The following is a 26,725-nucleotide window of genomic DNA, read 5'->3' as shown; positions in this document are numbered from 1 at the left end:
TCCATTCTCGCGTGCCCGTGCGGTCGCACGCGGTCTGTTACGGGTGCCTGGTGCGCGGCGCGTGACATCGTCCGTGCACGCGCTCGTGGGATGATGCGCGGATGTCCAGCGCTGAGCCCTTCATGCCCGCCCATGAGCCGTCGCCGTCCGCTCCGCCGGAGGAGCACGACATCGATCACGATGTCGACGTGCTCTTCGAGCCCGCGGACGCGAGCGAGGACGCCGGTGCGGACCCGCAGCCGTGGCACACCGCCGCCGCCGCGCCGCCGCTGCCCCGTCCGGTGCCGGGGGCGCATCTCACGCCGGAGCAGCTCGCCGCCGACCTGACGTCCGAAGACCCCGAATGACGGATGCCTCCGCCGGCGCAGTGCGCCGGGCAGAGGCATCCGTTCCCGAGGAGGGATTATCAGGCGCGAGCGGCCTCCGACACGCGCCGGGCCGCCGCGAGCGCCTGCTCGAGGTCGGCCTTGAGGTCGTCGATGTTCTCGAGCCCGACCGACAGGCGCACGAGTCCCGGCGTGACGCCGGTCGTGAGCTGCTGCTCGGGGGTGAGCTGCGAGTGCGTGGTCGAGGCCGGGTGGATCACGAGCGAGCGCACGTCGCCGATGTTCGCCAGGTGGCTGAACAGCGTCAGCGAGTTGACGAACTCGCGGCCCGCCTCGACACCGCCCTTGAGCTCGAACGACAGCACCGCGCCCACGCCCTTCGGGGCGTAGTTGTTGGCGGCGGCGTACCAGGGCGAGGTGGGCAGGCCCGAGTAGTTGACCGACGCGACGTCGGCGTGGTTCTCGAGCCACTCGGCGATCTCCTGCGCGTTCTGCACGTGGCGCTCCACGCGCAGCGACAGCGTCTCGATGCCCTGGATGAGCAGCCACGCGCTGTTCGGCGAGATCGCGGCACCCAGGTCGCGCAGCAGCTGCACGCGCGCCTTGATGATGTACGCGAGGCCGTCGCCGACCGCGGCGGTGTACGACGCGCCGTGGTACGACGGGTCGGGAACGGTGAGCCCCGGGAACTTCTCGACGTTCTTCGACCACTCGAACGTGCCGCCGTCGACGATCACGCCTCCGATGGTGGTGCCGTGGCCGCCGAGGAACTTCGTCGCGGAGTGGACGATGATGTCGGCGCCGTGCTCGAACGGCTTGATGAGGTACGGCGTGGCGATCGTGTTGTCCACGATGAGCGGCACGCCGTTCTCGTGCGCGACGTCCGCGACGGTGCGGATGTCGAGCACGTTGATCTTCGGGTTGCCGATGGTCTCGGCGAAGAAGAGCTTCGTGTTCGGCCGGACCGCGCGGCGCCACTCCTCGGCGTCGTCCTGGTTCTCGACGAACGTCGTCTCGATGCCGAGCTTGGCCAGCGTGTACTTGAAGAGGTTGTACGTGCCGCCGTAGATCGAGCTCGACGACACGATGTGGTCCCCGGACTCGGCGATGTTGAGGACGGCGGAGGTGGCCGCCGCCTGCCCGCTCGCGAGGAGGAGCGCGCCGGTGCCGCCCTCGAGCGCGGCGAGGCGCTCCTCGACGACGGCCTGCGTCGGGTTCTGGATGCGCGTGTAGATGTTGCCGAACTCCGCGAGGGCGAAGAGGTTCGCCGCGTGGTCGGCGTTGTCGAAGACGTACGACGTGGTCTGGTAGATCGGCGTCGCGCGAGCCTTCGTCACCGGATCGGGCTGGGCCCCCGAGTGGATCTGCTTGGTCTCGAAACGCCAGTTCTCGGGTGCGGACATGGCTTGGCTCCTGCGGGATCGGATGCCGGGAGCAGGCGCCCCCAGCCGGGTTCGACAGTACGGATCCACCCGTGTTGTCAACAACCCTCCGGAAATGTGACGTAACCTCCTCGGCTCCGCTCCCCGCGCCTTTCCCGCTGGCTGGCCCCTCCCGCGCGCCGCCTCGCCCGCCACGTCAACCGGGAGGCGGGGCGGAGAGGAGGACGGGCCGCGGGTGGGTAGCGTGGAGGCATGGCGAACAGACGTGCAGTGGTGACCGGCGCGAGCTCGGGGATCGGCGAGGCGGCGGTGCGCGCGCTCCGCGCGACGGGCTGGGACGTGGTGGGCGTGGCGCGACGTGCCGACAGGCTCGCGGCCCTGGAGGCCGAGACGGGTTCGGGATCGTTCGCCGCCGACCTGACGAGCGACGCCGATGTCGAGGCGCTCGCCACCTTCCTCGCCGAGACGGGTCCGCTCCACGCGCTCGTGCACGTCGCGGGCGGCGCACGCGGCACCGATCGCGTCGAGGACGGTCGCGTCGAGGACTGGCAGTGGATGTTCGAGGCCAACGTCCTCTCGGCGCAGCGGCTCGTCTCGGCGCTGCTGCCGCAGCTGCGGCGGGGCGCGGCATCCGACGGTCACGCCGACACCCTCTTCGTCACCTCGACCGCCGCGCAGACCGCGTATGCCGGCGGCTCCGGCTACAACGCCGCCAAGGCGGGCGAGGCGATGCTCGCGCATGCGCTTCGTCTCGAGCTCAACGGCGAGCCGATCCGCGTCGTGGAGGTCGCCCCCGGCATGGTGCACACGCCCGAGTTCACGCTGAATCGCCTCGGTGGCGACAGCGCCGCCGCCGAGCGGGTGTACGACGGCGTCGACAACCCGCTCACCGCTGCAGACGTGGCCGACGTGATCGCCTACGCCCTCAATTCGCCCGGCCACGTCAACCTCGACCTCATCACCATGCGGCCGGTGGCGCAGTCCGCGCAGTACCTCCTCGCCCGCGGTCCGCTGCGTCCTCGCGGCACGGAGGAGCTGTGATCCCGACCGGCGGCACTGCCGTCACCTACCCGGTGGGCGCGACCGCGTCGCAGAGCACTGTCGTGCACGTCGCGGACGCCGGTGACGGCCGGAGGGCCGTCGTGCTCGACCAGACCGCGTTCCATCCCGTCGACACGGCGTGGCCCGACCAGCCGGCCGATCGCGGCACGCTGAGCATCGCGGGCGCCGACCTCGCAGTGGTCGACGCGGTGGTGGGCGCGCTTCCGGTGGACGCGTCACCGGACGACCGGCTCCTGCTCGGCAAGGAGGTGGTGGTGCGCACCGGCACCGAGGGGTGGACCTTCGTCGTCGCGCACCTGGTCGACGGAGAGACGCCGATCGCCGAGGGCGACGCCGTCGACGTGACGGTGGATGGTGCGTACCGCGCCGCGCTCTCGGCCGGGCACACAGCGTGCCACCTCGCCTCGCTCGCCCTCGACGCGGCCCTCGCGGGCGCCTGGCGCAAGGATGCCCCGTCCGACACCCTCGGTTCGCCCGCCTTCGATGCGCTCGCGATCCAGGAGTCGCACATCGTCGCGGACGGCGCCGTCGATGTGTACCGCATCGGCAAGTCGCTGCGGCGCAAGGGATTCGATCCGGAGGCGCTCGCGGACCTCGACGCGCTCGCCGCGCGCGTCGACGCACAGCTGGCGAAGTGGCTCGCGGCCGGCGGCGCCGTTCGCATCGAACGCGAGGGCGATGCCCTGGCCGACCGCCGCAGGTGGGTGTGCGACCTGCCCGGCGCGGCCGCGCGCATTCCGTGCGGAGGCACGCACGTCGCCTCGCTCCAGGAACTCTCGGCGGCGACGGTCTCGTTCGCCGCGTCGACGGTGGAGGGCGGAATCGAGCTCGTCATGACGACGACCGCGACGCGGGCCGAGGCGCCGTGATGGCCCTCACGCTGCCGGAGCTCGCCGACGCGGGTCTCATGGACCCCGACTGGTCGGCCGCGCTCGGGCCGGTGGCGCCCGACATCGCCGCGCTCGGCGACCGGCTGCGCGCCGAGGTGGCCGAGGGCCGTCAGTACCTGCCGGCGGGGGACCGAGTGCTGCGCGCGTTCCAGCGCCCGCTGTCCGACGTGAAAGTGCTCATCGTCGGGCAGGACCCGTACCCGACGCCGGGGCACCCGATCGGTCTGTCGTTCGCCGTCGATGCGCATGTCCGTCCGCTGCCGCGGAGTCTCGCGAACATCTACCAGGAGCTCGAGGCCGATCTCGGCATCCCCCGCGCCCCGCACGGTGATCTGTCGGCCTGGAGCGATCAGGGCGTCATGCTGCTGAACCGCGTGCTCACCGTCGCGCCCGGGGCTCCGGCATCCCATCGCGGGTGGGGCTGGGAGAAGGTGACGGAGCACGCCATCCGCACGCTCGCCGCGCGCGACCGGCCCCTCGTGGCCATCCTCTGGGGTCGGGATGCCGCGAACCTGCGCCCGCTGCTCGGGACGACGCCGATCATCGAATCGGCGCATCCGTCGCCATTGTCGGCGAGCCGCGGCTTCTTCGGATCGCGGCCGTTCTCGCGCGCCAACGAGCTGCTCGTGCAGCAGGGCGCCGCCCCCGTCGACTGGCAGCTGCCCGCGTAGCCGGGGCGTCCCGCACAAACCAGGAGGAGCGCATGCTCGAGGAGGAATACGAGAAGGACCGGCGGCGTCTGCCGCGGCACCTGCAGCGCCGGCCCGAGCCGGAGCGCCCCTTCTCGTTCAGCATCCGGCCGGTCGAAGACCGCGACATGCCCGACATCCGCGAGATCTACAACTACTACGTGACCAACTCCGTGGTCACCTTCGACGAGAAGACCTGGTCGGTCGGCCAGTGGCGCAAGAAGCGCGACCGCCTCGCCAAGCAGGGGCTGCCGTTCCTCGTGGCGGAGTCGCCCTCGGGCCAGATCCTCGGCTATGCGCTGGTGCAGCCGATGTCGAGCAAGTCGGCCTACCGGTACTCCGTGGAGAACTCCATCTACCTCGGACAGGCGGCGACCGGGAAGGGACTCGGAAAGGCGCTGCTCGAGGCCCTCATCGAGGCCAGCGAGGCTGTCGGCATCCGGCAGATGGTCGCCGTGATCAGCGACAAGGGCGCCGAGGGCTCCATCGCCCTGCACGAGAGGCTCGGCTTCGTCGAAGTCGGCCGCATGGGACGCGTCGGATTCAAATTCGGGCGCTGGCTCGGGACGATCTACATGCAGAAGGCGCTCAACCCGCCGAAGAAGAAGGGCATCTTCAGCCGCTGACCATCCGGGCGCCACCTGAGCGAACGGGCCCCAGCGGGTCTGCGTCAGCGGCCGGGGCGTTCGGAACCGGCGGACCCGCTCCGGCGGCTCCACTGCCGAACGGCCTCGACGAGTTCGCGCCAGGCACCGACCAGCTCGTCGTCCTGCAGCTCTGCCTCACGGGGATCCGCTCCCGACCAGCTCGCGCGGATGAGCCACACGAAGCCGTCGGGCATCGGACTGCGGGACTCGCCGGCCGGAGGGTGATCAGCGGTGGATGATGCCGTGAACCGCTCCGCCGCCGCGTCGTCCGTGTCGTCCACGGCCCCGCCGACCGGCGGACGTGCGTCACGCCAGGGGCAGCGATCGATGAGCGAGATCCACTCGGATGCCTCGTCCTCGGGCGGCTGGGCCGTCCACCGACGCGTCATGCCCGCGATCCCGCCGGTGCGCGCGACATCGACCTCGACGGCGGGCGCGGGTTCGGTCTCGCGGGTCGGGTCGGCGCGGGGCGTTTCAGGCGTCGGGTTCTGGGTCATCCGGGATCACGCCGACGTCCGACCACCCGGCGCGGACGGCGTCGACCTCCTCCGAGTTCTCACCGTACTCCGCGGTCGCCGCCGCGATGGTGGCACGGGCGAACGTGGTGAAGTCGGCCGTGGACGGCACCGTGCCGGAGGTGAGCGCGCGATACCAGATGAGTCCGGCCCTCTCCCACGCGTGGCCGCCGAGTGCGGTGGCGATGAGGTAGAACGCGTGGTTCGGGATGCCGGAGTTGATGTGCACCCCGCCGTTGTCGTCGCGCGTGTCGACGTAGTCGCGCATGTGGGCCGGCTGCGGGTCTTTGCCGAGCACGTCGTCGTCGTACGCCGTGCCGGGCGCCGCGAGCGAGCGCAGCGCGCGCCCCTGCACAGCATCCGTGAAGATGCCCTCGCCGATGAGCCAGCTCGCCTCGTCGGCCGTCTGCCCCTCGTGATGCTGCTCGGCCAGCGCGCCGAACACGTCGGCGATGGATTCGTTGAGCGCGCCCGACTGGCCACGGTAGAGAAGGCCGCCCTCGTCCTCCACGACGCCGTGGGCGAGCTCGTGCGCGATGACGCTGAGAGAGCCCGTGAAACCGCGGAACACCTCGTCGTCGCCGTCGCCGAACACCATGCGCTCGCCGTTCCAGAACGCGTTGTCGTAGTCGCGTCCGTAGTGCACCGTCGCGAGCAGTGAGCTCCCCGAGCCGTCGATGCTGTCGCGCGCGAATGCGTCCCACCAGAAGTCGTACGTGGCCCCGAGCCCGTCGAAGGCCTCGTCGACGGCGGCGTCGCCGGTCGCGGGGTCGTCCTCCCCGCGGACGCGCACGCCGGGCACCACCTCGCGCTGCTGGGCGTCGGAGATCGCGCGGTCGGGAGCCGGCGTGGTCTCGGCCACGAGCGTGCCCGGCTCGGGGATCGACAGGCGCAGTCGCGTGCGCTCGGGGTGGTACGGCCGCGGGGCGGCGAGCGTCGAGCGGGCCGCCTCGGCCGCGCGCGCCCAGCCCTCCTCCTGCACGGCGGCGATACGGGCGAGCAGGTACGGCGGAACGATTCCGGGGGCCATGCTCCGAACCTATCGGCGGCCGCCGACGCCGGCTCCCGCCCCGCCGACCGTCCACGGACACATCCCTCCGCCGCCCAGCGCGTCACCGCATGTGCGCACGTTTTGGCGAGTCGCCAAGAGCCGCGGCCTGGGGCGCGCTTGTTGGCGAGTCGCCAAGGATGGGCCCGAGGCGCGGGCAGGTGGGTACGGCGGGCTCAGCTCACGGTGCGTCGGCGTCGGCGTCGATGACGGGGATCGAGGCCAGCAGCCGCCGGGTGTACGCGACCTGGGGCTGCAGGAGGACCTTCTCGGTGGGGCCCTCCTCGACGATGCGGCCGTCCTTCATGACGACGACCTCGTCGCAGAGGTTCTGCACCACGCCGATGTCGTGCGAGACCAGCAGCAGCGTGAGCCCGTCCCGCTGTCGCAGCTCGCCCAGCAGCTCGAGGATCTGGGCGCGCACCGTGACGTCGAGAGCGGAGAGCGGCTCGTCGCCGACCAGCAGGCGCGGCCGATGCACGATGGCGCGGGCGAGGGCGATGCGCTGCCGCTGGCCGCCCGAGAACTCGTGGGGGAAGCGGTCGGCCATGCCCGCTTCCAGTCCCACATCCGCCAGCACCTCACGCACGCGCGCCCGGCGGTCGCCCTCGATGCCGAGCGCCCAGAGCGGCTCGCCGACGATGCGGCCCACGCTCATGCGCGGGTCGAGCGAGGCATAGGGGTCCTGGAACACGATGCCGGTCTCACGCCGCAGCCAGTGCAGCGAGCGCGCCGAGGCGCCGGCGTCGACCGGGCGTCCGTCGAATTCGACGGTGCCGGACGAAGGCTTGTCGAGCGCCAGCAGCAGGCGGACGAGGGTCGACTTGCCCGATCCGGACTCGCCGATGAGGCCGACCGACGTGCCCTCGCGCACGTCGATGTCGGCATCCTCGAGTCCGCTCGTGAAGCTGCGGCTCTCGAACAGCTGCGTCTTCGGCACGGGGTAGCGGCGCGTCAGCCCGCGGCCGCGCATGAGCACGCTCACGCCGTTCCCTCCGACGCGTCGCCGCGAGCCTCGGGCACGCCCGATCCGTTCGTCGGCGGGCGCCACAGCGTCGCGGTCGCGTCGCGGAGCAGCTCCTGAGTCACGACGGATGCCGGAGCCGACAGCAGCTGCGCCACGGGCGCGTGCTCGACCACGCGTCCGTGCTCGAGCACGACGCCGTGCGTGGCGATCTGCGACAGCACGGCGAGGTCGTGGGTGATGAAGACGAGCGACATGCCGTCGTCGCGCACGAGCGACAGCAGGAGGTCGAGGATCTCGGCTTGGATCGTGACGTCGAGCGCTGTCGTCGGCTCGTCGGCGATGAGCAGCCGCGGCCGGCACGCTAGCGCCATGGCGATCGCGACGCGCTGCCGCTGACCGCCCGACAGCTGATGCGGATAGCGGGCCACGATGCGGTCAGGGTCGGGCAGGGCGACGCGTGCTGCCTCCGCGACCGCGCGGGCCGCGGCATCCCGTTTCGAAAGTCCCTCATGGATGCGGATCGACTCGGCGATCTGCCGGCCGACGGTGCGGATGGGGTTGAGCGCGGTGCGCGGCTCCTGGAAGACGATGCCGATCTCGTCGCCGCGCAGCTGCGCCAGCTCGCGGTCGGCAAGGCCCAGGATCTCGCGGTCGTTCCACCGCACGCTGCCGCCGGCCGTCGCGCCGTCGGGCAGCAGCCCGAGGATGGCGAGGGCGGTGAGCGACTTGCCCGACCCCGACTCGCCGATGAGGCCCAGCCGCGCGCCGTCGGGCACGTCGAACGAGACGCCGTCGACGACGCGGCGCCCGCCGATCTCGATGGTGAGGTCGTGCACCTCGAGGCTCATGACACCACCTCGGGGATGTGAAGGCGCGCACGGCGCGTCGCGAAGGGGCTGCGAGAGAGCGTGGGATCAGTGGCCTCGCGCAAGCCGTCGCCGAGCAGGTTGAGGCCGAGGACCGTGAGCGTGATCGCGAGCCCCGGCCACACCACCGACAGCGGATGCACGGCGATGAACTGCTGCAGCTGCGCGAGCAGGAGACCCCACGACGGCTCGGTCACCGGCGCCCCGAATCCCAGGTACGACAGCCCGGCCTCGGCGAGCACGGCCACCGCCATGCCCCACGAGAGCTGCACGATGAACACGGGCGCGACGTTGGGCAGCAGGTGCCGCCAGAGGTTCTGCGCCGGGGTGAGTCCTGACGCCCGTCCCGCGAGCACGAAGTCGCTCTGCAGGACGCGTCTGAGCTCGGGTCGCGTGACGCGGGCGATGTTGACGCCGAAGCCGATGCCGACCGCCCAGATCACCACCCACAGCGACCCGCCCCACACCGCCGAGATCATCATCGCGATGATGAGCACCGGGAACGCGATGAGGATGTCGACGAAGACAGCCACCGACTCGCGCACCCACCTCGCGGTGAGCGCGCCGAGGGCGGCCAGGGAGATGCCGATCACCGTCGCGACGATCCCGGCGCCGACCGCCACGAACACGGTGGTGCGAGCGCCGGCCATCAGCAGGCTCAGGATGTCGCGACCCGATCCGTCGGTGCCGAGCAGGTGGGGCCAGCCAGGCGGCGCCCAGCGGTCGGAGATCTCGACCTGCTGCGGGTCGAACGGCGTCCAGAAGCTCGCGACCACCGCCGTCACGACGACCACCGCGACGACGATGAGGCCGAACCGGCCGGTCGACAGTGCCCAGAGGCGTCCGAGCCACGCCCACCGCGACGGACGCCGGGTGGCCGTCGGTGCGGGGTGCGCGGCATCCGTCGTCCCTGTCGGCGCCGGCACGACGGTGCCCGAGCCGGTCGAAGAGCCCGCGGGGTCGGCGGCGTCACCCGTGTCTGGGCCGGTCGAAGAGCTCACGACGCCTCCCGCTGCCGGGGGTCGATCACGCGATGCAGCAGGTCGACCACGAACCCGACGAGGAGCACGAACCCGGTGAGCGCGAGCAGCTCGCCCTGCACCTTGGGGAGGTCGCGTGCGGCGACGTCGGCGACCAGCATCCGTCCGATGCCGGGCAGCGAGAAGAGCTGTTCGATGATGACCGCACCCACGATGATGCCGGCGACCTGCAGGCCCAGCACCGTGATCACCGACAGGCCCACGACGGGCAGGCCATGGCGGATGAGCGCCTGGTCGCGCGTGAGGCCCTTGGCGGCGGCGGTGCGCACGAAGTCCTGCCCGACCGCCTGGAGCGTCGCACTGCGCACGAAGCGCAGCAGCATCGCGCCCTCGACGATGCCGATCGTGAGCGCCGGGAGGATGAGCGATCGCAGCGCCGCCGCCGGGTCGCTCCAGCCGGCGCGGGGGAAGCCCTGGGCGGGAAGCCATCCGAGCCAGACGGCGAAGACCACCACGAGCATCATGCCCGCCCACACGACGGGGACCGCCGCAAGAGCCTGTGCGCCCACGTTCAGCGCCGTGCCGTCGGAGCGGCCGCGCCGCATCGCCGACAGCACGCCGAGTGGCACGCTGAGCACGACCGCGATGAGGAGCGACAGGATGCCGAGGGGCACGGTCACCTCGGCCTTCTGGGCCAGTTCGTCCACGACGCGCGAGCCGGTCAGGAGGGAGGTGCCCAGATCGCCGCGGAGGAGCCCGCCGACCCAGTCGAGGTACTGGGCCGGCAGCGGCCGGTCGAGCCCGAGCCGCTCCCGGATCGCCTCCTGCTGCTCCGGGCTCGATCCGACACCGGCGATCAGATGGGCGATGTCACCCGGGAGCACCCGGAGCGTGACGAAGATGAGCACGCTGGCGACGAGCAGCCCGAGCAGAAGCAGGGCCAACCGGGTCAGCGCGTACCGGATCACCCGTTGCTCTTGGCGATCTCGGCGATGTTCAGGCGCTCGTTCACGTTGATCGAGGGCATACCGGTGATGTTAGTGCCGACCGCGACGACCGAGGCGCCGTTGTACAGCCAGTCGGCGCCCGCGTCCTCCGACACGATGCGCGCCGCCTGCTGCAGCAGGTCGGCGGCCTCCGCCGGGTCGGTGGCCGCGAGGGACTGGGCGTACAGGTCCTGCACCTCGGGGTTGTCGTAGGTGAAGTAGTACTCCGGGTCGGCCCAGTTCTCGAAGTCGTGGGCCTCGGTGTGCAGCACGAAGCTCAGGTCGTAGTCGTGATTGGTGTAGACGTCGGTGAGCCAGGTGGTGAAGTCGACCGAGTTGACGTCGAGCGTGATGCCGACTTCGTCGAGGTCCGACACCAGGATCTGCGGGATGGTCGTCGAGTAGAAGCTCGGGATCGTCAGCGTCAGCTCGAGGTCCTCGGCGCCGGCCTCCTCGAGCAGCGCCTTGGCGGCCTCCGGGTCGTAGGGGGCGACGTCCGAGAGGTCCTCGTAGCCGGGGTCGAGCTCGGGGATCGGGCCGTACTGCGTCTGCCCCGATCCCAGCGCCTCGATGATGGCGTCGTGGTCGATCGCCTGACGGATCGCCTGGCGCACGCGCTTGTCGGCCAGCGGGCCGGAGGTCTGGTTGAACGCGAGCGTGCCCTTGTCGGTGGACTTGCCGAGCACGAGCGAGAAGTCGCCGTTCGCCTCGACCTGGTCCTTGAGGTTCGCGTCGAAGCCGGTGAGCACGTCGACCTCACCCGCCAGCGCCGCATTGAGCGCGGCCTGGTTGTCGGGGATGTAGTCGAACACCACCTCGGCGGCACCTGCCGGCTCGCCCCAGTACGCGTCGTTGCGCGTCAGCGTGATGCTGTCGCCCTGGCGCCAGTCGCCCAGCACGAACGGACCCGTGCCGTTCGCCTTGGTCTGGTAGTCGACGGTGTCGCCCTCCTTGAGCACGATGCCCGCGCGGCCGGTGAGATTCCACAGCAGCGTCGAGTCGGGCGCGCTCAGGGTGAGGCTGATGTCCTGCCCGTCCGCCACGATCGACGTGACGTTCGCGAGCCGCGACGAGTCCCGCCACTCGGGGGTGTCTCGGCGGGTGGTGAGCGACCAGACGACGTCCTGGGGCGTCAGCGGCTGCCCGTCGTGGAAGGTGACGCCCTCGCGGAGCGTGAACGTGTAGGTGAGGCCGTCCGGCGACACGGTCCAGTCGCTTGCGAGCGCCGGCACGATGTCCTGCTCGGGCGTGCGGGAGACGAGTCCCTGGTAGATGTTGTCGACGAGGATCTGGTCGAGCGCCGAGCCCGCCGTCTCGCGGATGTCGAGGTTGCCAGGCTCCAGCACCAGCCGGATCGCGACCGACGCGTCCGGGTCGGGCTCGCCGGTCGCGGTGGGCGTGGCGTCGCCGCCTCCGCCGGTGCAGGCGGTGAGCGCGAGAAGGCCGGCGGCCAGGAATGCGGCGGTGGCGAGGGTGGTGCGGCGGAGCATGGAGGTCCTTTCGGGGAGGGTCCCGGTGCTGTGCGGCGACTGCTGCCCTGTGAGGGCGAGTGCGGTGTGGTCTGGCGACGGGCCGACGGGGCGGCGCCGGTGCGGATAACAGCCTAGAGACACCGCGGTGGCGAACGACAACCCGCTACTCGGAACGCAACAGAAGCGTTAGGGCTTCCCGCTGTCGCGGAATGGACGCGTTCCGTCACCGCCGGCCAGTGTGCGCAGGCGCCCGCCGAGCTCGATCGGGATCTCCTCCTGCACGTTGTGGCCCGACGAGACCGTGACGACGGATGCCTCGGGCACACGCCGGAGGAACTCCGCCGCATCCTCCTCCGTGACGTAGCCGCGCTCGCCGCGGATCAAGGTCGTCGGGGCCGCGACAGCGGCGAGATCCTCCCAGCCGGACTCGCCGAGCACGGAGGCGACCGCGTCCGGCCCTTCGACCGGCACGGACGATGTCGACGCGGCGTTCGCGAGGTGCGCGAAATGGTGCTTCCACTCGACGCGTCCGTCGGGGCGGATGCGCGAGTTGAAGTACACGCCGCGTTCGGCCTTGCGCCGCGTTCCGCCGCCGAGTCCGAACGAGAGGGCGCGGTCGACGAGCTCGTCGCGCGACGCCCAGTCAACCGGGCCCGCGAAGAAGTCGCGGATCTGGGTCGGACCCGCGTCCGGGTCGATGCCCGGTGTGATGTCGATCACGACGAGCTCGCACACGAGGTCCGGGCGGGATGCCGCCACCGCCGCGGCGGTGAGCCCGCCGAGCGACTGCCCGACGAGCAGTTGCGGTGCATCGGTCCACGCCGCGATGCCGGCGGCCACATCGGGGGCGAGCACGCGCGCGACGTAGGCGAGGTCGTCGCGCCACGACGAGTCGCCGTGCCCGGGCAGGTCGACGGCCAGGGCGGGAAGCCCGAGCGCGAGGATCGTCGTGTCCCAGGTGTGGGCGTTGAGGCCCGCGCCGTGGAGGAAGGTGACGATGGGCGCGGCGTCCGGCGCGTCGGCGGGGGAGTAGCGCAGAGCACTCAGCGTGCGGCCGTCGGGCAGGTCCAGGGTCAGACGCTCGCCGTGGGGCGCGGGGGCGTCGATGCCGGCTTCGCCCGCCTGCTCGGACAGGAACGAGAACTCGTCGATGGGGTCGCTCACCCGCTCATCATGCCGCACCGGCAGCGCCGTCGGCCCGTCTCGGTCGAGGCCTCGGTAGTCTGGCGTCATGACGGCAGAACACCGCGTGCACCTCTCGCGGGCGGCTCGACCCGCCTACCAGGCGCTCTCCGCATTCTCGAAGACCGTGGGCGGTATCGCTGCGGAGAACGGCATCGACGACCGGCTCAAGGAGCTCGTGCAGATCCACGCCTCGCAGCTGAACGGCTGCGCCTATTGCGTGCGCGTGCACGTCGAACGGGCGGTCGCCGCCGGGGTGACGGCGGACGACATCGCACAGCTCCCGGTGTGGCGGGAGTCCGGCGTCTTCTCCGATCGCGAGCGCGCCGCCCTGGAGCTGGTGGAGGCCTACGTCTTCATCCACGAGGACGGCATTCCCGACGACGTCTACGACAGCGTCGGCGGCGTGCTCAGCGAGAAGGAGTACGTCGCGCTCAGCTGGATCCTGGTGGCGATCAACGCGTTCAACCGCATCGCGATCGCGGGTCGCTACAGCACGCCGCCGCGCGACGACCTGGTCGGCGAAGACAAGGACGCCGCCGCCGGCGCCGCGTGGTGACCGTCTCCTCGCCGGGCGGAGCAGATGCGCTGCCGGCAGACCCGTCGGTGCCGGGCGCGATGAACCTCCGCGACGTTGGAGGCCTGCGCGCGGGCTCGGCGTCGACGCGTCACGGCGTGCTCTACCGGTCGGGCAACCTCGCGCGGCTCGACGCCGGCGGCACGCGCGCGCTGGCCGAACTGGGGCTCCGGCGGATCATCGACCTGCGCGCCGATGAAGAGGTGGCGCGCGAGCCGAGCCGCATCGACGGCCTGGATCTCGTCACGCAGCGCGTTCCGCTCTTCCTCGGCTCGGTCGAGTCGTTCTTCCGCGACGACCTCACCCTCGATGAGATGTACCGGCGCCTGGTCGACGACTCGTCCCAGGGCGTCGTGGCAGTGGTCCGCGGCATCCTGGCCGACCAGCCGGTGCTCGTGCACTGCACCGTCGGCAAGGATCGCACCGGCGTGACGATCGCGCTCACGCTCGCCGCTGCCGGCGTCGACACCGAGGCCGTCGTCGGCGACTACGCGCGCACCGAGGGTCTGCTCCCGCCGCGACGCAACCGCAAGATCGTCGAGCTGCTGCGCTCGCAGCATCCCGAGGCGGTCCACCTCGAAGACCTGGCGACGCGTTCCCCGGCGCCGGTCATGCGCGCTCTCCTCGAAGACGTCGGCCACCGCTACGGCTCGGCGGAGGAGTACCTGCGTGCCCACGGCCTCGCCGACGACGAGATCGCCGAGCTGCGGCGCGTACTGGTCAACCCGCACGGCTGAGTCGCGGCATCCGTCATCGTGTGTCGCGATGTATCACTGAGGTAAGGCAACCCTTCATAGGTGGTTATACTGGAGGAGCCATGCCCCACACCACTCAGCCTCAGGCCGTCGCGCACAACGCGTCGGCGTGCCGTGCGTCGCGTCATACCCGCGTGCAGCAGCTGATCACCGCCGACGAGTCCTCGCTGGCCGAGCTCGAAGCCGTGCTGGCGACGCTGCCGATCTGCTCGACGGGCCGGGTGTTCATCGAGATTCCGGATGCCTCGTGGCTGGCCGACATCTCCGCCCCGAGCCGCATGGTCGTGACGTGGCTCGACCGCTCGCAGCGCTCCGGCGCTCCCGGCACCAGCCGCGGCTGTGCCGCCGGCGAGGCGCTCTCACGCGCCGTGACCGCGTGGGCCGACGAGATGCTGTGCACCGAGGACGATCAGACCCGCATCCACCTGCTGGGCGGCTACCTGGGCACCGCCGACATCGTCGACCACCTGGTCGAGCTCGGCATCCGTGCGGATGCGATCCACGCACCCGAGCAGTACGGTCTGACGACTTCGCGCTGACCCCGCCGTTCGTTCCGCCGCGCCGGCGACCGCCGATCCTCTCGCGCGCAGCGCCTCCTCTTGTAAAGACCTCCGGGGAGGAGTTCGATGGCCCCGCGGGCGACCGCCCGTGATCCATGGGGGAAGGGGCGCATCATGCGCAGGAAGTTCATGCTGGGCGTCGCGGTGGGAGCCGTGCTCGTGCTCGGCTCCGCGGGCGGCGCGTTCGCGGGAGAGTTCAACGGGAACGGCGATTCGACCGGAGGACCCAGCCACGCGAATTCTCCGTGCGCGTATTCCGGATTGGAGGACCACGAGACCGACGGCTCCGGGGTGGAACCCGGCACGACGCAGAACTGGGGTCAATTCGACCAGGCAGATCGCAAGGCGTTCAGCCAGCGGGGCGGCGGCGCTTCCGACGTCCTCATCCCCGGACTCGGCGAATGGGGCTGCAATGCCGCCCTTCACGGAATGAAGTGAACATCTCGGCGCGACCGGAAGCCGAACCGGTCGCGCCGGGTCAGGCCGCGCCGCGGGGTACGTAGTTGCCGTCGGCGAGGCCGGCCTCGATCTCGAACCGGTTGCGCAGCGGGTTGCGGCCGGCCAACAGGTACAGGAGCGGCATGAGCAGCCCGTAGCGCTGCCACTGACGCTTGTGCACGGCCTCGTGGCGCAGCAGGGCGTCGCTGATGCGGCCGTCGCCGGTGAGGAAGCAGCCGCCGACGCACGAGCCGCCCCGCGGGAACGTCCAGCGGGGCATCCCGCGGAACACCCACAGCCCTTCGCGCTTCTCGATGGGGCCGGTGCTCCAGAGCGTTCCCCAGATCCATCCCACCGCGCACCCGTACCAGTACCCGACGCGGCTGATGGGCGAATCGAGCAGCACCGACGGGATGAGTTCGTCGATGCGGCGGCCGGCGAGCACCGAGCGCTCGGCGACGGCGCGCCAGCCCGGCGGGGGCGTGGGGATCGGGCTCATGCGAGCGCCCCGATCACGCGGAGGATCGGGCCGAGATCGTCCGTCGCCGCGGCGGCGGACGCGGGGGAGTATCCCGCGAGGGATGCCCCCACCAGCGGCACCCGTGCGCGCAGGCGCGCGATCGCCGCCGTCAGCTCGGCCACGGTGATGCCGAACGGCTCCGGGTGCGCGTTGCCCGCGATCTCGGCCGGATCGAGGGCGTCGATGTCGACGTGGACGTAGACGGCCTCGGCGCCGGTGGCGAGCACGGCGTCGGCGAGGGCGTCCGCGTCCCGGAGCGACTCCACCGTGAGCGCGGTGATGCCGAACTCCTCGACGGCGGCGAGCTCGGGATCGTCGTACGAGCGCGCGCCGCCGACCACCACTCGGTCGCCGGTGATCGCGCCGTCCAGCGACAGGTCCGGGACCCCATCGCCGATCACCGCTCGCAGCACCATGCCGGCGAACGCGCCGGACGGCGACGAGTCGGGCGAGTTGAGATCGGGATGCGCGTCGATCCACACCACGGCGAGGCCGGGGGAGCGGCGGGCGGCGTGATCGATCGGCGCGAGGGCGACGCCGCAGTCGCCGCCGATCGTGAGGACGTGCTCGTCGGGGGCGTCGGCATCGTGCGCGGCGAGGGCGTCCGCGACCAGCCCGCGCACGCGCTGAAGGGCGCTGAGCCGGTGGATGCCGGTGCCCAGCGACTCGCCGGCCTCCATGGGCACGTCCAGGACCGTCGTCGAGGAACGCGGCAGGTCACCCGCGATCGCCTGAGCGCCGTCGATGAGCTGCATCGCACGGGACGACGGGCTTCCCTGCCACTGCGGAACGACGAGGTATCGGGTCATCCCCTCATCTTCGCGCACCGCGTCGGGGCGCGGCATCCGTTGACCGCAAGCGGGCCGCACGCCGACGGCGAACATCCGGCATGCCGGCGGCGACGCGGGGACGGCGAAGGGCGCCGGATCCTCACGGACCCGGCGCCCTCGTCAACCCCGAAGGGGTCAGTTCTCGATCGCGGCCTGCACCGGCGCGCCGCCGGTCTTCAGCGCAGCGAGGCGCGCCTCGACCTCGGTCAGCTCGCCGACGTCCTCGAGGGCGTTGAACTGGGCGTCCAGGCTCGACGCGGCGAGCTCCTGCTTGCCGGCGGCCAGTGCCTCCTGGCGGCGCACCTTGTCTTCGAACCGGCCGAGCTCGCTCGTCGGGTCGAGCACGTCGATCGACTTGACGGCGTCGTGCACCTTGTTCTGGGCCTCGGCGGTCTTGGCGCGCGCGAGCAGTTCGGAGCGCTTGGACCGCAGCTGCTCCAGCTTCTGCTTCATGCCGTTGAGGCCCTCTTTGAGCTTCTCGACGACCTCGTTCTGCGTCGCGATGGTCGGCGCGATCGCCCGTGCCTCGTTCTCCTCGCTGATCTGGCGCTGCAGCGCGATCTTCGCGAGGTTGTCGAACTTGTCGGCGTCCGTGGTGTTTCCGGCCTTGCGCAGCTCGTCAGCCTTGCGGCTCGCGGCGAGAGCCTTGTTGCCCCACTCGGTGGCCGCCTGGACGTCCTCCTGGTGGTCGCGCTCGAGCAGGCGCAGGTTGCCGATCGTCTCGGCGATGGCCGACTCGGCGTCGGCGATCGAGTTCGTGTAATCGCGCACGAGCTGGTCGAGCATCTTCTGCGGGTCCTCTGCGGAGTCGAGGAGTGCGTTGATGTTCGCCTTCATGAGGGTCGAGATGCGACCGAAGATGGACTGCTTCGCCATCGGATTTCCTTCCTATCGGACTTCAGTTCTGGGTCGGTGAGTCTGGTCTGGGGAATGGATGCCGCGGGCGGCGTTCGCGGGCGGCTCCGTGTGGAGGGGTCAGAAGCGGCCACCTCCTCGGCGGGCGCGGGTGCCGCCGCCTCCGAAGCTACCGGGTCGCATGCCGCCGGAGGAGCGACCGCCGCCTCCGCCGAGCATGCCGCCCAAGCCGCCGAGCCCTCCGCCCGAGGAGCGTCCGCCGCTCAGCACAGAATTGAGGACGATGCCGCCGAGGACGGCGCCGAGCATGCCGCCGCCCGACTGGCCTCCCTGCGACCCGCCGCCGAACATGCCGCCCATTCCACCGCCGTCGAACGCGCCGACGTCGTCCTGTGCCAGCTGGATCGCCTGTCCCGCGAGCTGATCGGCGCGCTGGGCCTGCTGCATCGCCTGCGCGGGGTCGCTCGCCTGCAGCGCCTGAGCACGGGCCAGTGATGCGCCGGCCTCCGCCAAGCGCGTGCGGGCCTGTGCGCCGACGGCGCCGCGGCGCGCCATGATGTAGTCCTCCGCCGCCGACACCTGCGCGTGCGCCTGCATCATGACCTGGCCCACCATCTGCCGTGCGCGCTCCGCCTGGGCCGCGGCATCCCGCACCCCTTGCAGGAGCGAGTCGATCTGTGCGTTGGCGGCTTCGAGGCTCTGCAGTGCGGCGAGCGGGCGGCGTGCCTGGCCGGTCAGCTGTGTGCGCGCGGCGTCGAGCTGCTGTCGCGTGGCGGCGATCACGCTCGCGATCCGCCCGTCGGCATCGGGCAGCGCGGATGCCGCCGCGATGTCGCTCTCGAGCTCGCTGACGAGGGCGGCGGCATTGCGTTCGCCGGCGGCGAGGTCGGTCGCGAGCTTCTCGATCGCGTCCTCGAGCAGTGTCGCCTGGCCCACCGCCTCTTCGGCGGCCCGGATGCCCACCGCGGCCTCGCCGCCGTGGCCGGCGCCGATGGCGGTCTGCGCGGCGGCGAGCTGCTCATCGGCGAACGCCAGGCGCTGGCGCGCCTGCGCCGGGTTGTCGGCGACGGTAGCGAGCGCTTCGGGGGCGTAGGCCGTCTGCAGCTCCTGCAGTCGCGCGATCGCCTGGTCGAGGGCTGCCCCCGCCTTCGCCCGCTCGTCCTGCAGCCGGGCGAGCGCCTCCGGGGCGTTCTGCTCGAGCTTGCGCAGCTCGTCGAACGCCGCGGCCTTCTCGTCGAGCAGCGCGTTCGCGGCCTCGCAGAGGGCGATGATGCGCTCGTTCCAGGCGCGGACGTCGGCCTCGGAGTCGGGCTCCGCGTCGTCGAGTCGCTGCTTGAGCCCGAACGCCTCATCGAGGCTCTGCTGTGCGGTCGCCAGGGCCGACTCGAACTCTGTGGTCGCGGCATCCCCGAACTGCGCCTTGGCGAAGCCCAGCTCCTGCGAGCTGGTCTTGAGCGCATCGTCCGTCTCGACGAGGAGCGACGACGCGCGTCGTTCGAGGTCTTCGATGCTCGGCTGCGGCGGACCGCTCGGTCCGCCTGGCACCGCTGCGCGGGTGCGCCGGCGACGCAGGAACATCACGAGCAGCACGATGCCGACGGCCACGGCGACGATGACCAGGAGCCACGTGAACCACGACCCGCCGGATGCGCCCGAGTCGGGGGCGCCGGACCCGCCGCCGACGGCATCGGTCAGGCCGTCGGCCGCGGCGTCGACAGCGCCCAGCCAGTCGTCCTGCGCGAGCGCCGGCTGGATCCGCTGCTGCTCGATCGTCGCGAGCTGGTCCTGGGTGAGGGGCCCGGCGGAGTCGCCGGAGAGGTAGAACTGCCGCCCGTCGGTGGCGACGGCGAGAAGGTACTGCGTGGGGCCGAGCCCGTTGTCCGCGGCGGTCTGGTTCGCCCAGTCGGCCGAGTTCGAGGGGTCGCTGAACTCGTCGACGTAGACGACCCAGAGGTCGACGTCGGTCTCGGACGAGAGCTGCTCGAGCCGAGCCTCTGCTTCGGCTTCCTCGCTCGAAGAGAGCACGCCGGAGTCGTCCAGGATGTGGTTCGAGCCGAGCGACACCGGGGGAGTCGCCAGGGCGGCCGTGCCGCCGATCGCCGTGACCGCGACCACCGCAGCGGACGCCAGCGCTGCAGCCCATCGCAGTCGCATCGATCCCCCCTCTGGGATTCGGGTTACCCCTCCGGCGAGTCTATTCAGCCGCGGGGATACGACGATAGCCCACGGCCCCGGCCGTGCATGTGTGTTCGCCGAGAACGTAGGGATGCTCCCTGCCCCTCGTCCCCCGCGGCTGCCCCATCCACCGTCCCTTGCCGTCGTTGACGTCGCGTAGATGTACGGCCGGCGCGGCGCATCGCGTACATCTGAGGCAGGTCGACAGGGGGGAAGGTCGCGTGTGCGGCGGGCGTGCGGTGCGGGTCGCTGCGGGGCGCCGGGGCGGCGAGCGGGTAGCCTGCCCATCCGGAGGAGGACCATGGACGATCGCTACGGCGGGGATGTGCTGGCCACGGGGTGGAAGGGGCACGGTGTTCGCGAGGTGCCGCGGGTCGCGGCATCCCGTGATCTCGTCGTCGAGGTCGCCGGCGACGGGTTCTGCGGCGCCGTCGTCGCCGTCTCGGGCGGGCTGGTCGAGCTCGAGGACCGCACCGGCCGCCGCCGGCTCTTCCCGCTCGGGCCGGGCTTCCTCATCGAGGGCAGGGATGTCGTGCTCGGGCCGCCCGTCGCAGCACCGGCCCGCACCGGCCCGCAGCGGACGGCATCCGGTTCGTTCGCCGCCGCCGACACGCGCGCGCGCACGGCACGCGCGAGCCGCATCCTCGTCGAGGGCCGGCACGACGCCGAACTGGTCGAGCGGGTATGGGGCGACGACCTGCGCGCCGAGGGCGTCGTCGTGGAGTACCTGCAGGGCATCGATCTGCTGGATGCCGCGCTCGACGAGGAGCCGCCGACCGCCGAGCGCCGCTACGGGGTGCTCGTCGACCACCTCGTGCCCGGATCCAAGGAGTCGCGCATCGCCGACACGATCGCGCGCGGACGGCACGGCGCCCACGTGCTCATCGTGGGGCACCCGTGGATCGACGTGTGGCAGTGCGTCACGCCCCGCGCCATGGGCATCGAGCGGTGGCCCGAGGTGCCGCGCGGCACCGAGTTCAAGGTCGGCGTCTGCCGCGCGCTCGGCTGGCCGGCGCGCGACCAGGCCGACATCGCGCGGGCGTGGCAGCGCATCCTGGCGTCGGTGAAGAGCTACCGCGACCTGGAGCCGGCGTTCCTCGGCCGGGTCGAGGAGCTCATCGACTTCGTCACGGTTCCGCAGTAGCGGCAGTGCGGCATCCGGTCCGCGAACGCTGCAGTCTCCTGCGACCGCGGCGTCGCGAACTGCCGCGCTCGCAGGAATCTGCAGCGTCCGGCGCGCTCGGTAGCCTGGACGAGTGACCGATGCCGCCCCGCCGAGCCCTGAGACCCGCACATTCCGTGAGAAGCCGGTGTCGTTCGTGCGCCGGAGCGGACGGATGTCGGAGGCCCAGGATCGCGCCTGGATCGAGCTCGCCCCGCAGTACGTGATCGAGGCCCCCCGTGACCTCGCCGCCACCAGCATCCTGCCGGGGTCGCCGATCGACCCGGCGGCGGTGTGGGGGCGGGAGGCGCCGCTCGTCGTCGAGATCGGGTCGGGGCAGGGCCACGCGATCGTGCATGCCGCCACTTCCCATCCCGACACCGACTTCCTGGCCATCGAGGTCTTCCGGGCCGGACTCGCCCGCACCATGCTGGATGCCGACCGCGCCGGCGCGCGCAACCTGCGACTGGTCGAGGCGAACGCGCCCGAGGTGCTGCAGCACCTGCTGCCGCCGGCATCCGTCGACGAGCTGTGGGTGTTCTTCCCCGACCCGTGGCACAAGAAGAAGCACACCAAGCGGCGTCTCGTCGCGGACGGGTTCGCGGCGATCGCGGCCGGCGTGCTGAAGGACGGCGGGGTGCTGCGCCTGGCGACGGACTGGGAGGACTACGCCGTCCAGATGCGCGCGGTCCTGGGTGAGGCGCCGGAGTTCATCCCGACGTTCGAGGGGGAGTGGGCGCCCCGCTTCGAGGGCAGGGTGCTCACGGCGTTCGAGCGCAAGGGCGCGCGCGTGGGACGCGACATCCGCGATCTGTCGTACCGCCGCACCGCGAGGTCATGAGCTCAGGCCCGCGGCCTGCTGCCGCGCCCGATCCCGTTCCCGACCGCGACGCCGCCCTCGATGCCGGGACCGGCGCAGCGCCCGCCCGCCGCGACCGGTGGCGTTTCCTGCGTCCGCTCGCGCATCGTGATTTCCGCATGCTGTTCGGGGCGGTGGTGCTGTCGATCTTCGGCGCCGGCATGTGGGCCGTGGTCATGGTGTACACGGTCATCGGCGCCGGCGGCGGGCCGCTCGATCTCTCGGTGGTCGCCGCCTCCAACGCGGTCGGACTGCTCGCGTGCGCCATCCCGGGCGGCATCGCGGCCGACCGCATTCCGCGCCGGCTGATCCTGCGCGTCGTCGAGCTGCTGAACCTGCTGGCGATCTCGTCGGTCGCGATCGCGGGCGTGCTCGGCGCGGTGACGATCCCGCATCTCGCGATCGCCGCCTTCGTGCTCGGGGCGGGCGCCGGGTTCTTCTTCCCGGCGTACAGCGCGATCCTGCCCCGCATCCTGCCGCCCGCGCAGCTGCTCGCGGCCAACGGCCTCGAGGGTGCGATCCGGCCCGCCCTGCAGCAGGCTGCCGGCCCCGCCGTGGCGGGCGTGCTCGTCGCTGCCGTGATCGCGCCGGCGCACGCCGCATGGGGCGTCGTGGCGGCGCACGCACTGGCGCTGGTGCTGCTGATGTTCGTGCGGCCCGAGCCGGCGACGACGGACTCCGAGCAGCGCGACGCGCCCGAAGGGGTGCGCGGCGTGCTGCACGACCTGCGCGAGGCTGTCGAGTTCACCGTCCGCACGCCGTGGCTGCTGTGGACACTGCTGTTCGCAACGGGATGGGCGCTGGTGTTCATCGGCCCGGAGGAGGTGCTGCTGCCGTTCGTGACCCGCGAGCGCGTGGGGGAGGATCCGCGGCTGTTCGGCTTCCTTCTCGCGATCTACGGCGTCGGCGGCGTGCTGGGCTCGATCGTCGTGTCCTCGCTGAAGCTGCCGCGCCGGTACCTGACGGTCATGATCGGCGTCTGGGGCGTGGGCTCCCTGCCGTTCGCCGTCGTCGGGATCACCCACCAGTACTGGCTGATGGCCCTGTGCCTGTTCGTCGTCGGCTTCGCTTTCAGCTACGGACAGGTGATCTGGGGGACGCTGCTGCAGCGCCGCGTACCTCGGCGCATGCTCGGGCGCATCTCGAGCCTCGACTTCTTCGTGTCGCTTGCCCTCATGCCGCTGTCGATGGCCCTGGCGGGCCCGCTCGCCGAGGTGGTCCCCATCGAGGCGATCTTCATCGCCGCAGGCGTGATCCCGCTCGTGCTCGGCGTGCTGGCCTACCTGGTGGCCGGGATGGCGAAGGATGAGATCGCGCACCCGCTCGACCACTGACCCCGTCCGCCCCCGTCTCCGGAGCCGCCCGCATGCCCGCACACCCTGATGCCCGACACGCGCCGGTCGCCGCCTGGTCGTGGGGCCTGGTGCCGGCGCTCCTGGTGTGCCTGGCCGCGCCGGCCTTCTTCGTCGCGCGGGTGCCGTGGCTCGGCTGGGTGCTGCTGGCGGCGGGACTCGCGATAGCCGTGGTGATCGCGCGGAGGGATGCCGGCGGCGACGGTCGTGCCTCGGTCTCCGGTCGCGCGGATCCTGGCCGACCGAGCGCGGAGCGCGTCGCCGCATCCGGCACGGCCACGACCGCCGGCATCCGTTCCCCCTCCCTGTTGCGCGACCTGTCGCTCATCGCCGTGGGACTGCTCATCGTGAGTGCCATCCCGCTGAAGGCCGAGCTCGACGACCTCGCGATCCTGCGGTTCGCCCTCGCGCTCGGCGGCGCGGTGGCGGTGCCCTATGCGATCTCGCGCTGGGTGTACCGGGACGGGGCCGACAGGCGAGGCGCCATCCGCTTCCCGTGGCGCGGCGGCGGGCGCTGGACCCGGTTCCAATGGACGTGGCTGGTCGCGGTGCTCCTGCTCGGGTGGCTGATCCTGCCGTTCTACTTCATCACCTCGGGCGTCTACCTCAACTGGCCGGTCGTCGACACGCCCGAGCTCATCGCCCGGCTCTTCGTCGGAGTCGGTGCGGTGGGGATCTGGGACGAGCTGTTCTTCATCTGCACGTGCCTGGCCCTGCTGCGCCGGCACTTCCCGTTCTGGCAGGCGAACCTGCTGCAGTCGGTGGTGTTCGTGTCCTTCCTGTGGGAGCTGGGCTATCAGGCATGGGGGCCGCTGCTCACGATCCCGTTCGCGCTGCTGCAGGGCTTCATCTTCATGAAGACGCGTTCGCTCGCCTACGTCGTGACGGTGCATCTGCTCTTCGACGCCGTCGTGTTCCTCGTGCTCGTCCACGCGCACAACCCCGGCCTGCTGGACCGCCTGTTCCTCGTGTGACCGCGGGCGGGGCGTGCCCTGGCGCTGCCCAGGCGGTGCCCAGCGGTCGTGAGTAGGCTGGAGCGCGGATCCCCGACCGGATCCCCGGACGACGGATCAGTACCCGGTGAGCGACAAGACTGGCCAGGAGCATCGTCATGTCGTGGGTCGTTCTCATCGTGTCCGGAGTACTCGAGGCGGTCTGGGCCACTGCGCTCGGCAAGAGCGAGGGCTTCACCAAGCTGTGGCCGACCGTGGTCTTCGGCGTGTCGCTGGCCCTGAGCATGGGAGGCCTCGCCTGGGCCATGCGCGACATCTCCACCGGCACCGCGTACGCGGTCTGGGTCGGGATCGGCGCATCCCTCACCGTCGCGTACGCCATGATCACGGGCGACGAGGCGTTCTCGCTCGTCAGGATGCTGCTGATCCTCGGCCTCGTGGGCTGCGTGGTGGGCCTGAAGCTGGTCGGCCACGACTGAGGCCGCGCACCCGCGTGACGACAGACGGACCGGATGCCGCGGCATCCTGTCCGTCGTCTCACTCTCAACCTGACGTCGAGATGACTTCCGGATGAACTCTTGACGCGCGGCGCACGGGGGAGCACATTCGGTAGTGCGAAGAGAATACGGAGACGAGGAACCCGAAAGGGAACCGGACACGGAAACCACACTTCGCATTGACGATCCCCCCGGCGCTTCGGCACCGAGGGGATCATCGCTGTCTGCCCGGCGTCGCCGGGGCTCGTCCGCGAAGCCGGAGCCCCGGCGAGGCGCGCCTCGCAACGGGTTCCGCGCTCGTATCACGACCGGCGGGACTCGGCGCGCTCCTCAGCCCCCGATCGCGTGGCGGAGCCGACGGCGATTCTGATGGAGCGCGGGTGGGGGCGGCCGCCACGGGCGAACCGGTGTGATCGGCTCTCTTCCCGGGCGATCGGATGCGAAGCCCTCACGCCGTGCCAAGGTGGACAGGTCTGTTTCCGCCCCACGCCTCCCAGGAGCCGGCATGCAACGACCTCTCGCGGGATTGACCCCGCGTAATCTCGTCACCGAGCTCACGGCGGGGGTCACACTGCTCGCGATCGCCATCCCGCTGAACATCGGCTACGCGCAGATCGCCGGCCTTCCGCCGACGGCCGGGCTGTACGCGCTCATCGTGCCGACCGTCATCTATGCCCTGCTCGTGTCGTCCCGGCAGCTCGTGGTGTCACCCGATGCCGCGGCTGCCGCGCTGGTCGCCTCGTCGATCGGCGGGCTGGCGGCCGTCGGCAGCGCGGACTACGCGACGCTCGCCCTCGCGCAGGCCATCATCAGCGGCATCCTGTTCCTGCTCATGTCGGTGTTCAAGCTCGGGTTCCTCGCGAGCTTCCTCTCGAAGCCGATCCTCGTCGGGTTCGTCGGCGGTCTGGCACTCGACATCCTGGTGAGCCAGATCGCCAAGATGCTCGGGGTCAAGATCGACTCCGGCGGCGAGTTCCTCGACAAGGTGTCGGGTCTCGTGCTCGGACTGAACACCTTCAACGCGTGGTCGCTCACGGTGGCGGCCGTGTCGGTGGCGGTGCTGCTGCTCGGACGGCGGTTCCTGCCGAAGATCCCGTGGGCGCTCGTGGTGCTGATCGTGTCGACCGTCGTGGTCGTCTGGGCCGATCTCGCCGACAAGGGCGTCGATGTGCTCGGCGAGGTGCCCGCGGGTCCGCCCGCCCTCACGTGGCCCGTCCTCGACTGGTCGATGTGGCTGGCGCTGGTGCCGTCCGCGATAGCGCTCACGCTCGTGACGACGGCCGAAGGGCTGCTCGTCTCGCGCTCCTACGCCGAGAAGCACGGCTACCCGTTCCACGCGAACCGGGACCTGCTCGCGTTCGGCCTCGGCAACATCGCCGCCGGTGCGCAGGGCAGCTTCGCGATGGGCTCGTCGACGTCGCGCACGGCCGCGATGGATCAGGCCGGCTCGCGCACCCAGCTGCCGTCGCTCGTCCTCGCCGTGGGAACGCTGCTCCTCCTGCTGTTCGGCACCGCGCTGCTCGCCGACATCCCGTCGCCCGCCATCGGCGCCGTCGTCGGTGTCGCGATCCTGCCGCTTCTCGGCATCCGCGAGTTCGGCCGGCTGTGGCGCCAGGACCGGTTCGAGTTCGCCGTCGCCGCCACGTGCTTCCTGGTGACGCTGTTCGTGGGCGCCATCCCCGGCATCCTGGTCGCCTTCGTCCTCGCCCTGATCAACCTCGCCAAGCGCGCCGCGAACCCGGCGATCGATGTGCTCGAGGCGGACGACGACGCCAAGCAGTCCCTGCTGGAGGGCGCCCCCACCGGCGCCACGACCGCGCCGGGTCTCGTCGTGGTGCGGATGGCCGCCCCGCTGTTCTTCGCCAACGGCGAGGTGTTCACGACGGCCGTCAAGCGCGCCGTCGCGGGCGCCGACGAGCCCGTGCGCCACGTCGTCATCGACATGGAGGCCGTCAGCGACATCGACGTGACGGGCGCCGAAGCCTTCCAGTCCCTCGAGCAGTGGCTCGACGACCACGACGTGACGCTCGCCTTCAGCCGTGTCCGGCCACCCACCAGGGCCCGCCTGGAGGAGCTCGGACTCGTGTCCGGTCAGGCCTTCTTCACCACCAACCGTGCCGCCGTCGCGCGGCTTGCCGATCGCGACGGCGTTTCGAAAGACTGAGGATCAGGTCATCCGG

Annotated in this window: 28 protein-coding genes and 1 riboswitch; of the genes, 15 read left to right on the top strand and 13 right to left on the bottom strand. The window is 71.5% G+C overall.

From position 1 onward, the window contains the following. Window positions 1–101 precede the first annotated feature (101 nt). Complete coding sequence (locus ACI3KY_RS10350; protein WP_404930082.1) at window positions 102–347, top strand: hypothetical protein; 246 nt, start codon at window positions 102–104, stop codon at window positions 345–347. 59 nt (window positions 348–406) lie between these two features. Here the strand turns inward: ACI3KY_RS10350 and ACI3KY_RS10345 are convergent, their stop codons facing one another. Further along, entirely contained in the window at window positions 407–1,729 is a 1,323-nt protein-coding gene (locus ACI3KY_RS10345; RefSeq protein ID WP_404930081.1) for a bifunctional o-acetylhomoserine/o-acetylserine sulfhydrylase, read from the bottom strand. Between the two features lie 231 nt (window positions 1,730–1,960). Between ACI3KY_RS10345 and ACI3KY_RS10340 the strand changes: the two genes are divergently transcribed. The 4 genes from ACI3KY_RS10340 to ACI3KY_RS10325 are packed head-to-tail and all read left to right on the top strand — an operon-like array spanning window position 1,961 to window position 4,975. Beyond that, window positions 1,961–2,749 (top strand): SDR family oxidoreductase, encoded by a 789-nt coding sequence (locus ACI3KY_RS10340; RefSeq protein ID WP_404930080.1) that lies wholly within the window; start codon window positions 1,961–1,963, stop codon window positions 2,747–2,749. Continuing rightward, window positions 2,746–3,639: a metal-dependent hydrolase gene (locus ACI3KY_RS10335; RefSeq protein WP_404930079.1), complete on the top strand. Its 894-nt coding sequence runs from the start codon at window positions 2,746–2,748 to the stop codon at window positions 3,637–3,639. The genes ACI3KY_RS10340 and ACI3KY_RS10335 overlap by 4 nt, the downstream gene beginning before the upstream one ends. Continuing rightward, window positions 3,639–4,331 (top strand): uracil-DNA glycosylase, encoded by a 693-nt coding sequence (locus ACI3KY_RS10330; protein WP_404930078.1) that lies wholly within the window; start codon window positions 3,639–3,641, stop codon window positions 4,329–4,331. Before ACI3KY_RS10335 ends, ACI3KY_RS10330 begins: the two co-directional genes overlap by 1 nt. Before the next feature lie 32 nt (window positions 4,332–4,363). Continuing rightward, window positions 4,364–4,975 (top strand): GNAT family N-acetyltransferase, encoded by a 612-nt coding sequence (locus ACI3KY_RS10325; RefSeq protein WP_404930077.1) that lies wholly within the window; start codon window positions 4,364–4,366, stop codon window positions 4,973–4,975. A gap of 44 nt (window positions 4,976–5,019) precedes the next feature. Here ACI3KY_RS10325 and ACI3KY_RS10320 read toward each other — a convergent pair whose 3' ends face one another. From ACI3KY_RS10320 to ACI3KY_RS10285, 8 genes are all read right to left on the bottom strand, one after another. Next, window positions 5,020–5,493 (bottom strand): hypothetical protein, encoded by a 474-nt coding sequence (locus tag ACI3KY_RS10320; RefSeq protein ID WP_404930076.1) that lies wholly within the window; start codon window positions 5,491–5,493, stop codon window positions 5,020–5,022. Next, window positions 5,471–6,541: a M4 family metallopeptidase gene (locus tag ACI3KY_RS10315; RefSeq protein ID WP_404930075.1), complete on the bottom strand. Its 1,071-nt coding sequence runs from the start codon at window positions 6,539–6,541 to the stop codon at window positions 5,471–5,473. The genes ACI3KY_RS10320 and ACI3KY_RS10315 overlap by 23 nt, the downstream gene beginning before the upstream one ends. Before the next feature lie 199 nt (window positions 6,542–6,740). Further along, entirely contained in the window at window positions 6,741–7,532 is a 792-nt protein-coding gene (locus ACI3KY_RS10310) for an ABC transporter ATP-binding protein (protein ID WP_404930095.1), read from the bottom strand. Between the two features lie 8 nt (window positions 7,533–7,540). Then, entirely contained in the window at window positions 7,541–8,374 is an 834-nt protein-coding gene (locus ACI3KY_RS10305) for an ATP-binding cassette domain-containing protein (protein WP_404930074.1), read from the bottom strand. Continuing rightward, on the bottom strand, window positions 8,371–9,222 hold the full coding sequence (locus tag ACI3KY_RS10300; RefSeq protein WP_404930094.1) for an ABC transporter permease: 852 nt from the start codon (window positions 9,220–9,222) through the stop codon (window positions 8,371–8,373). The genes ACI3KY_RS10305 and ACI3KY_RS10300 overlap by 4 nt, the downstream gene beginning before the upstream one ends. Window positions 9,223–9,389: 167 nt before the next feature. Beyond that, on the bottom strand, window positions 9,390–10,340 hold the full coding sequence (locus ACI3KY_RS10295) for an ABC transporter permease (protein WP_404930073.1): 951 nt from the start codon (window positions 10,338–10,340) through the stop codon (window positions 9,390–9,392). Further along, window positions 10,337–11,848: an ABC transporter substrate-binding protein gene (locus tag ACI3KY_RS10290; protein WP_404930072.1), complete on the bottom strand. Its 1,512-nt coding sequence runs from the start codon at window positions 11,846–11,848 to the stop codon at window positions 10,337–10,339. Before ACI3KY_RS10290 ends, ACI3KY_RS10295 begins: the two co-directional genes overlap by 4 nt. 168 nt (window positions 11,849–12,016) lie before the next feature. After that, a complete protein-coding gene (locus tag ACI3KY_RS10285) occupies window positions 12,017–12,994 on the bottom strand; it encodes an alpha/beta fold hydrolase (RefSeq protein WP_404930071.1) in 978 nt (325 codons plus the stop codon). A 67-nt stretch (window positions 12,995–13,061) separates the two neighbouring features. Between ACI3KY_RS10285 and ACI3KY_RS10280 the strand changes: the two genes are divergently transcribed. The 4 genes from ACI3KY_RS10280 to ACI3KY_RS10265 all read left to right on the top strand — a co-directional run bounded on the left by ACI3KY_RS10280 (window position 13,062) and on the right by ACI3KY_RS10265 (window position 15,342). After that, a complete protein-coding gene (locus ACI3KY_RS10280) occupies window positions 13,062–13,571 on the top strand; it encodes a carboxymuconolactone decarboxylase family protein (RefSeq protein WP_404930070.1) in 510 nt (169 codons plus the stop codon). Then, the gene (locus ACI3KY_RS10275) at window positions 13,568–14,326 is read left to right on the top strand and encodes a tyrosine-protein phosphatase (RefSeq protein WP_404930069.1); all 759 of its coding nucleotides are present in this window, start codon (window positions 13,568–13,570) and stop codon (window positions 14,324–14,326) included. Before ACI3KY_RS10280 ends, ACI3KY_RS10275 begins: the two co-directional genes overlap by 4 nt. 80 nt (window positions 14,327–14,406) lie before the next feature. Then, window positions 14,407–14,883 (top strand): SIP domain-containing protein, encoded by a 477-nt coding sequence (locus tag ACI3KY_RS10270; RefSeq protein WP_404930068.1) that lies wholly within the window; start codon window positions 14,407–14,409, stop codon window positions 14,881–14,883. Window positions 14,884–15,018: 135 nt separating this feature from the next. Then, window positions 15,019–15,342, top strand: coding sequence for a hypothetical protein (locus ACI3KY_RS10265; protein ID WP_404930067.1), 324 nt, complete (start codon window positions 15,019–15,021; stop codon window positions 15,340–15,342). 40 nt (window positions 15,343–15,382) lie between these two features. Here ACI3KY_RS10265 and ACI3KY_RS10260 read toward each other — a convergent pair whose 3' ends face one another. The 4 genes from ACI3KY_RS10260 to ACI3KY_RS10245 all read right to left on the bottom strand — a co-directional run bounded on the left by ACI3KY_RS10260 (window position 15,383) and on the right by ACI3KY_RS10245 (window position 19,701). Beyond that, window positions 15,383–15,841: a Fe-S oxidoreductase gene (locus tag ACI3KY_RS10260; RefSeq protein ID WP_404930066.1), complete on the bottom strand. Its 459-nt coding sequence runs from the start codon at window positions 15,839–15,841 to the stop codon at window positions 15,383–15,385. Beyond that, window positions 15,838–16,671, bottom strand: coding sequence for an arginase family protein (locus tag ACI3KY_RS10255; protein WP_404930065.1), 834 nt, complete (start codon window positions 16,669–16,671; stop codon window positions 15,838–15,840). Before ACI3KY_RS10255 ends, ACI3KY_RS10260 begins: the two co-directional genes overlap by 4 nt. Window positions 16,672–16,827: 156 nt before the next feature. Further along, the gene (locus ACI3KY_RS10250) at window positions 16,828–17,568 is read right to left on the bottom strand and encodes a PspA/IM30 family protein (RefSeq protein WP_347978540.1); all 741 of its coding nucleotides are present in this window, start codon (window positions 17,566–17,568) and stop codon (window positions 16,828–16,830) included. Between the two features lie 99 nt (window positions 17,569–17,667). After that, window positions 17,668–19,701 carry a TPM domain-containing protein gene (locus tag ACI3KY_RS10245; protein ID WP_404930064.1) on the bottom strand — a complete coding sequence of 678 codons (2,034 nt, stop codon included), beginning with the start codon at window positions 19,699–19,701 and terminating at the stop codon, window positions 17,668–17,670. Window positions 19,702–20,023: 322 nt separating this feature from the next. Between ACI3KY_RS10245 and ACI3KY_RS10240 the strand changes: the two genes are divergently transcribed. From ACI3KY_RS10240 to ACI3KY_RS10215, 6 genes are all read left to right on the top strand, one after another. Next, a complete protein-coding gene (locus ACI3KY_RS10240; protein ID WP_404930063.1) occupies window positions 20,024–20,866 on the top strand; it encodes a DUF3097 family protein in 843 nt (280 codons plus the stop codon). A 193-nt stretch (window positions 20,867–21,059) separates the two neighbouring features. Next, window positions 21,060–21,725 carry a tRNA (guanosine(46)-N7)-methyltransferase TrmB gene (gene trmB / locus ACI3KY_RS10235; RefSeq protein WP_404930093.1) on the top strand — a complete coding sequence of 222 codons (666 nt, stop codon included), beginning with the start codon at window positions 21,060–21,062 and terminating at the stop codon, window positions 21,723–21,725. 107 nt (window positions 21,726–21,832) lie between these two features. Further along, window positions 21,833–23,077: an MFS transporter gene (locus ACI3KY_RS10230; protein ID WP_404930092.1), complete on the top strand. Its 1,245-nt coding sequence runs from the start codon at window positions 21,833–21,835 to the stop codon at window positions 23,075–23,077. Window positions 23,078–23,109: 32 nt separating this feature from the next. Then, on the top strand, window positions 23,110–24,069 hold the full coding sequence (locus tag ACI3KY_RS10225; protein WP_404930062.1) for a CPBP family intramembrane glutamic endopeptidase: 960 nt from the start codon (window positions 23,110–23,112) through the stop codon (window positions 24,067–24,069). A 62-nt stretch (window positions 24,070–24,131) separates the two neighbouring features. Further along, window positions 24,132–24,197: riboswitch (guanidine-III (ykkC-III) riboswitch) on the top strand. Window positions 24,198–24,206: 9 nt separating this feature from the next. After that, window positions 24,207–24,527 carry a DMT family transporter gene (locus ACI3KY_RS10220; RefSeq protein WP_404930061.1) on the top strand — a complete coding sequence of 107 codons (321 nt, stop codon included), beginning with the start codon at window positions 24,207–24,209 and terminating at the stop codon, window positions 24,525–24,527. 523 nt (window positions 24,528–25,050) lie between these two features. Next, entirely contained in the window at window positions 25,051–26,709 is a 1,659-nt protein-coding gene (locus ACI3KY_RS10215) for a SulP family inorganic anion transporter (RefSeq protein WP_404930060.1), read from the top strand. Window positions 26,710–26,725 lie beyond the last annotated feature (16 nt).

Origin of the sequence: Microbacterium sp. ZW T2_14 (assembly GCF_044987405.1) — a bacterium.
Lineage (GTDB): Bacteria > Actinomycetota > Actinomycetes > Actinomycetales > Microbacteriaceae > Microbacterium.
The sequence above is the reverse complement of the archived record's forward strand: the minus strand, read 5'-3'. Positions and strand labels throughout refer to the sequence as shown.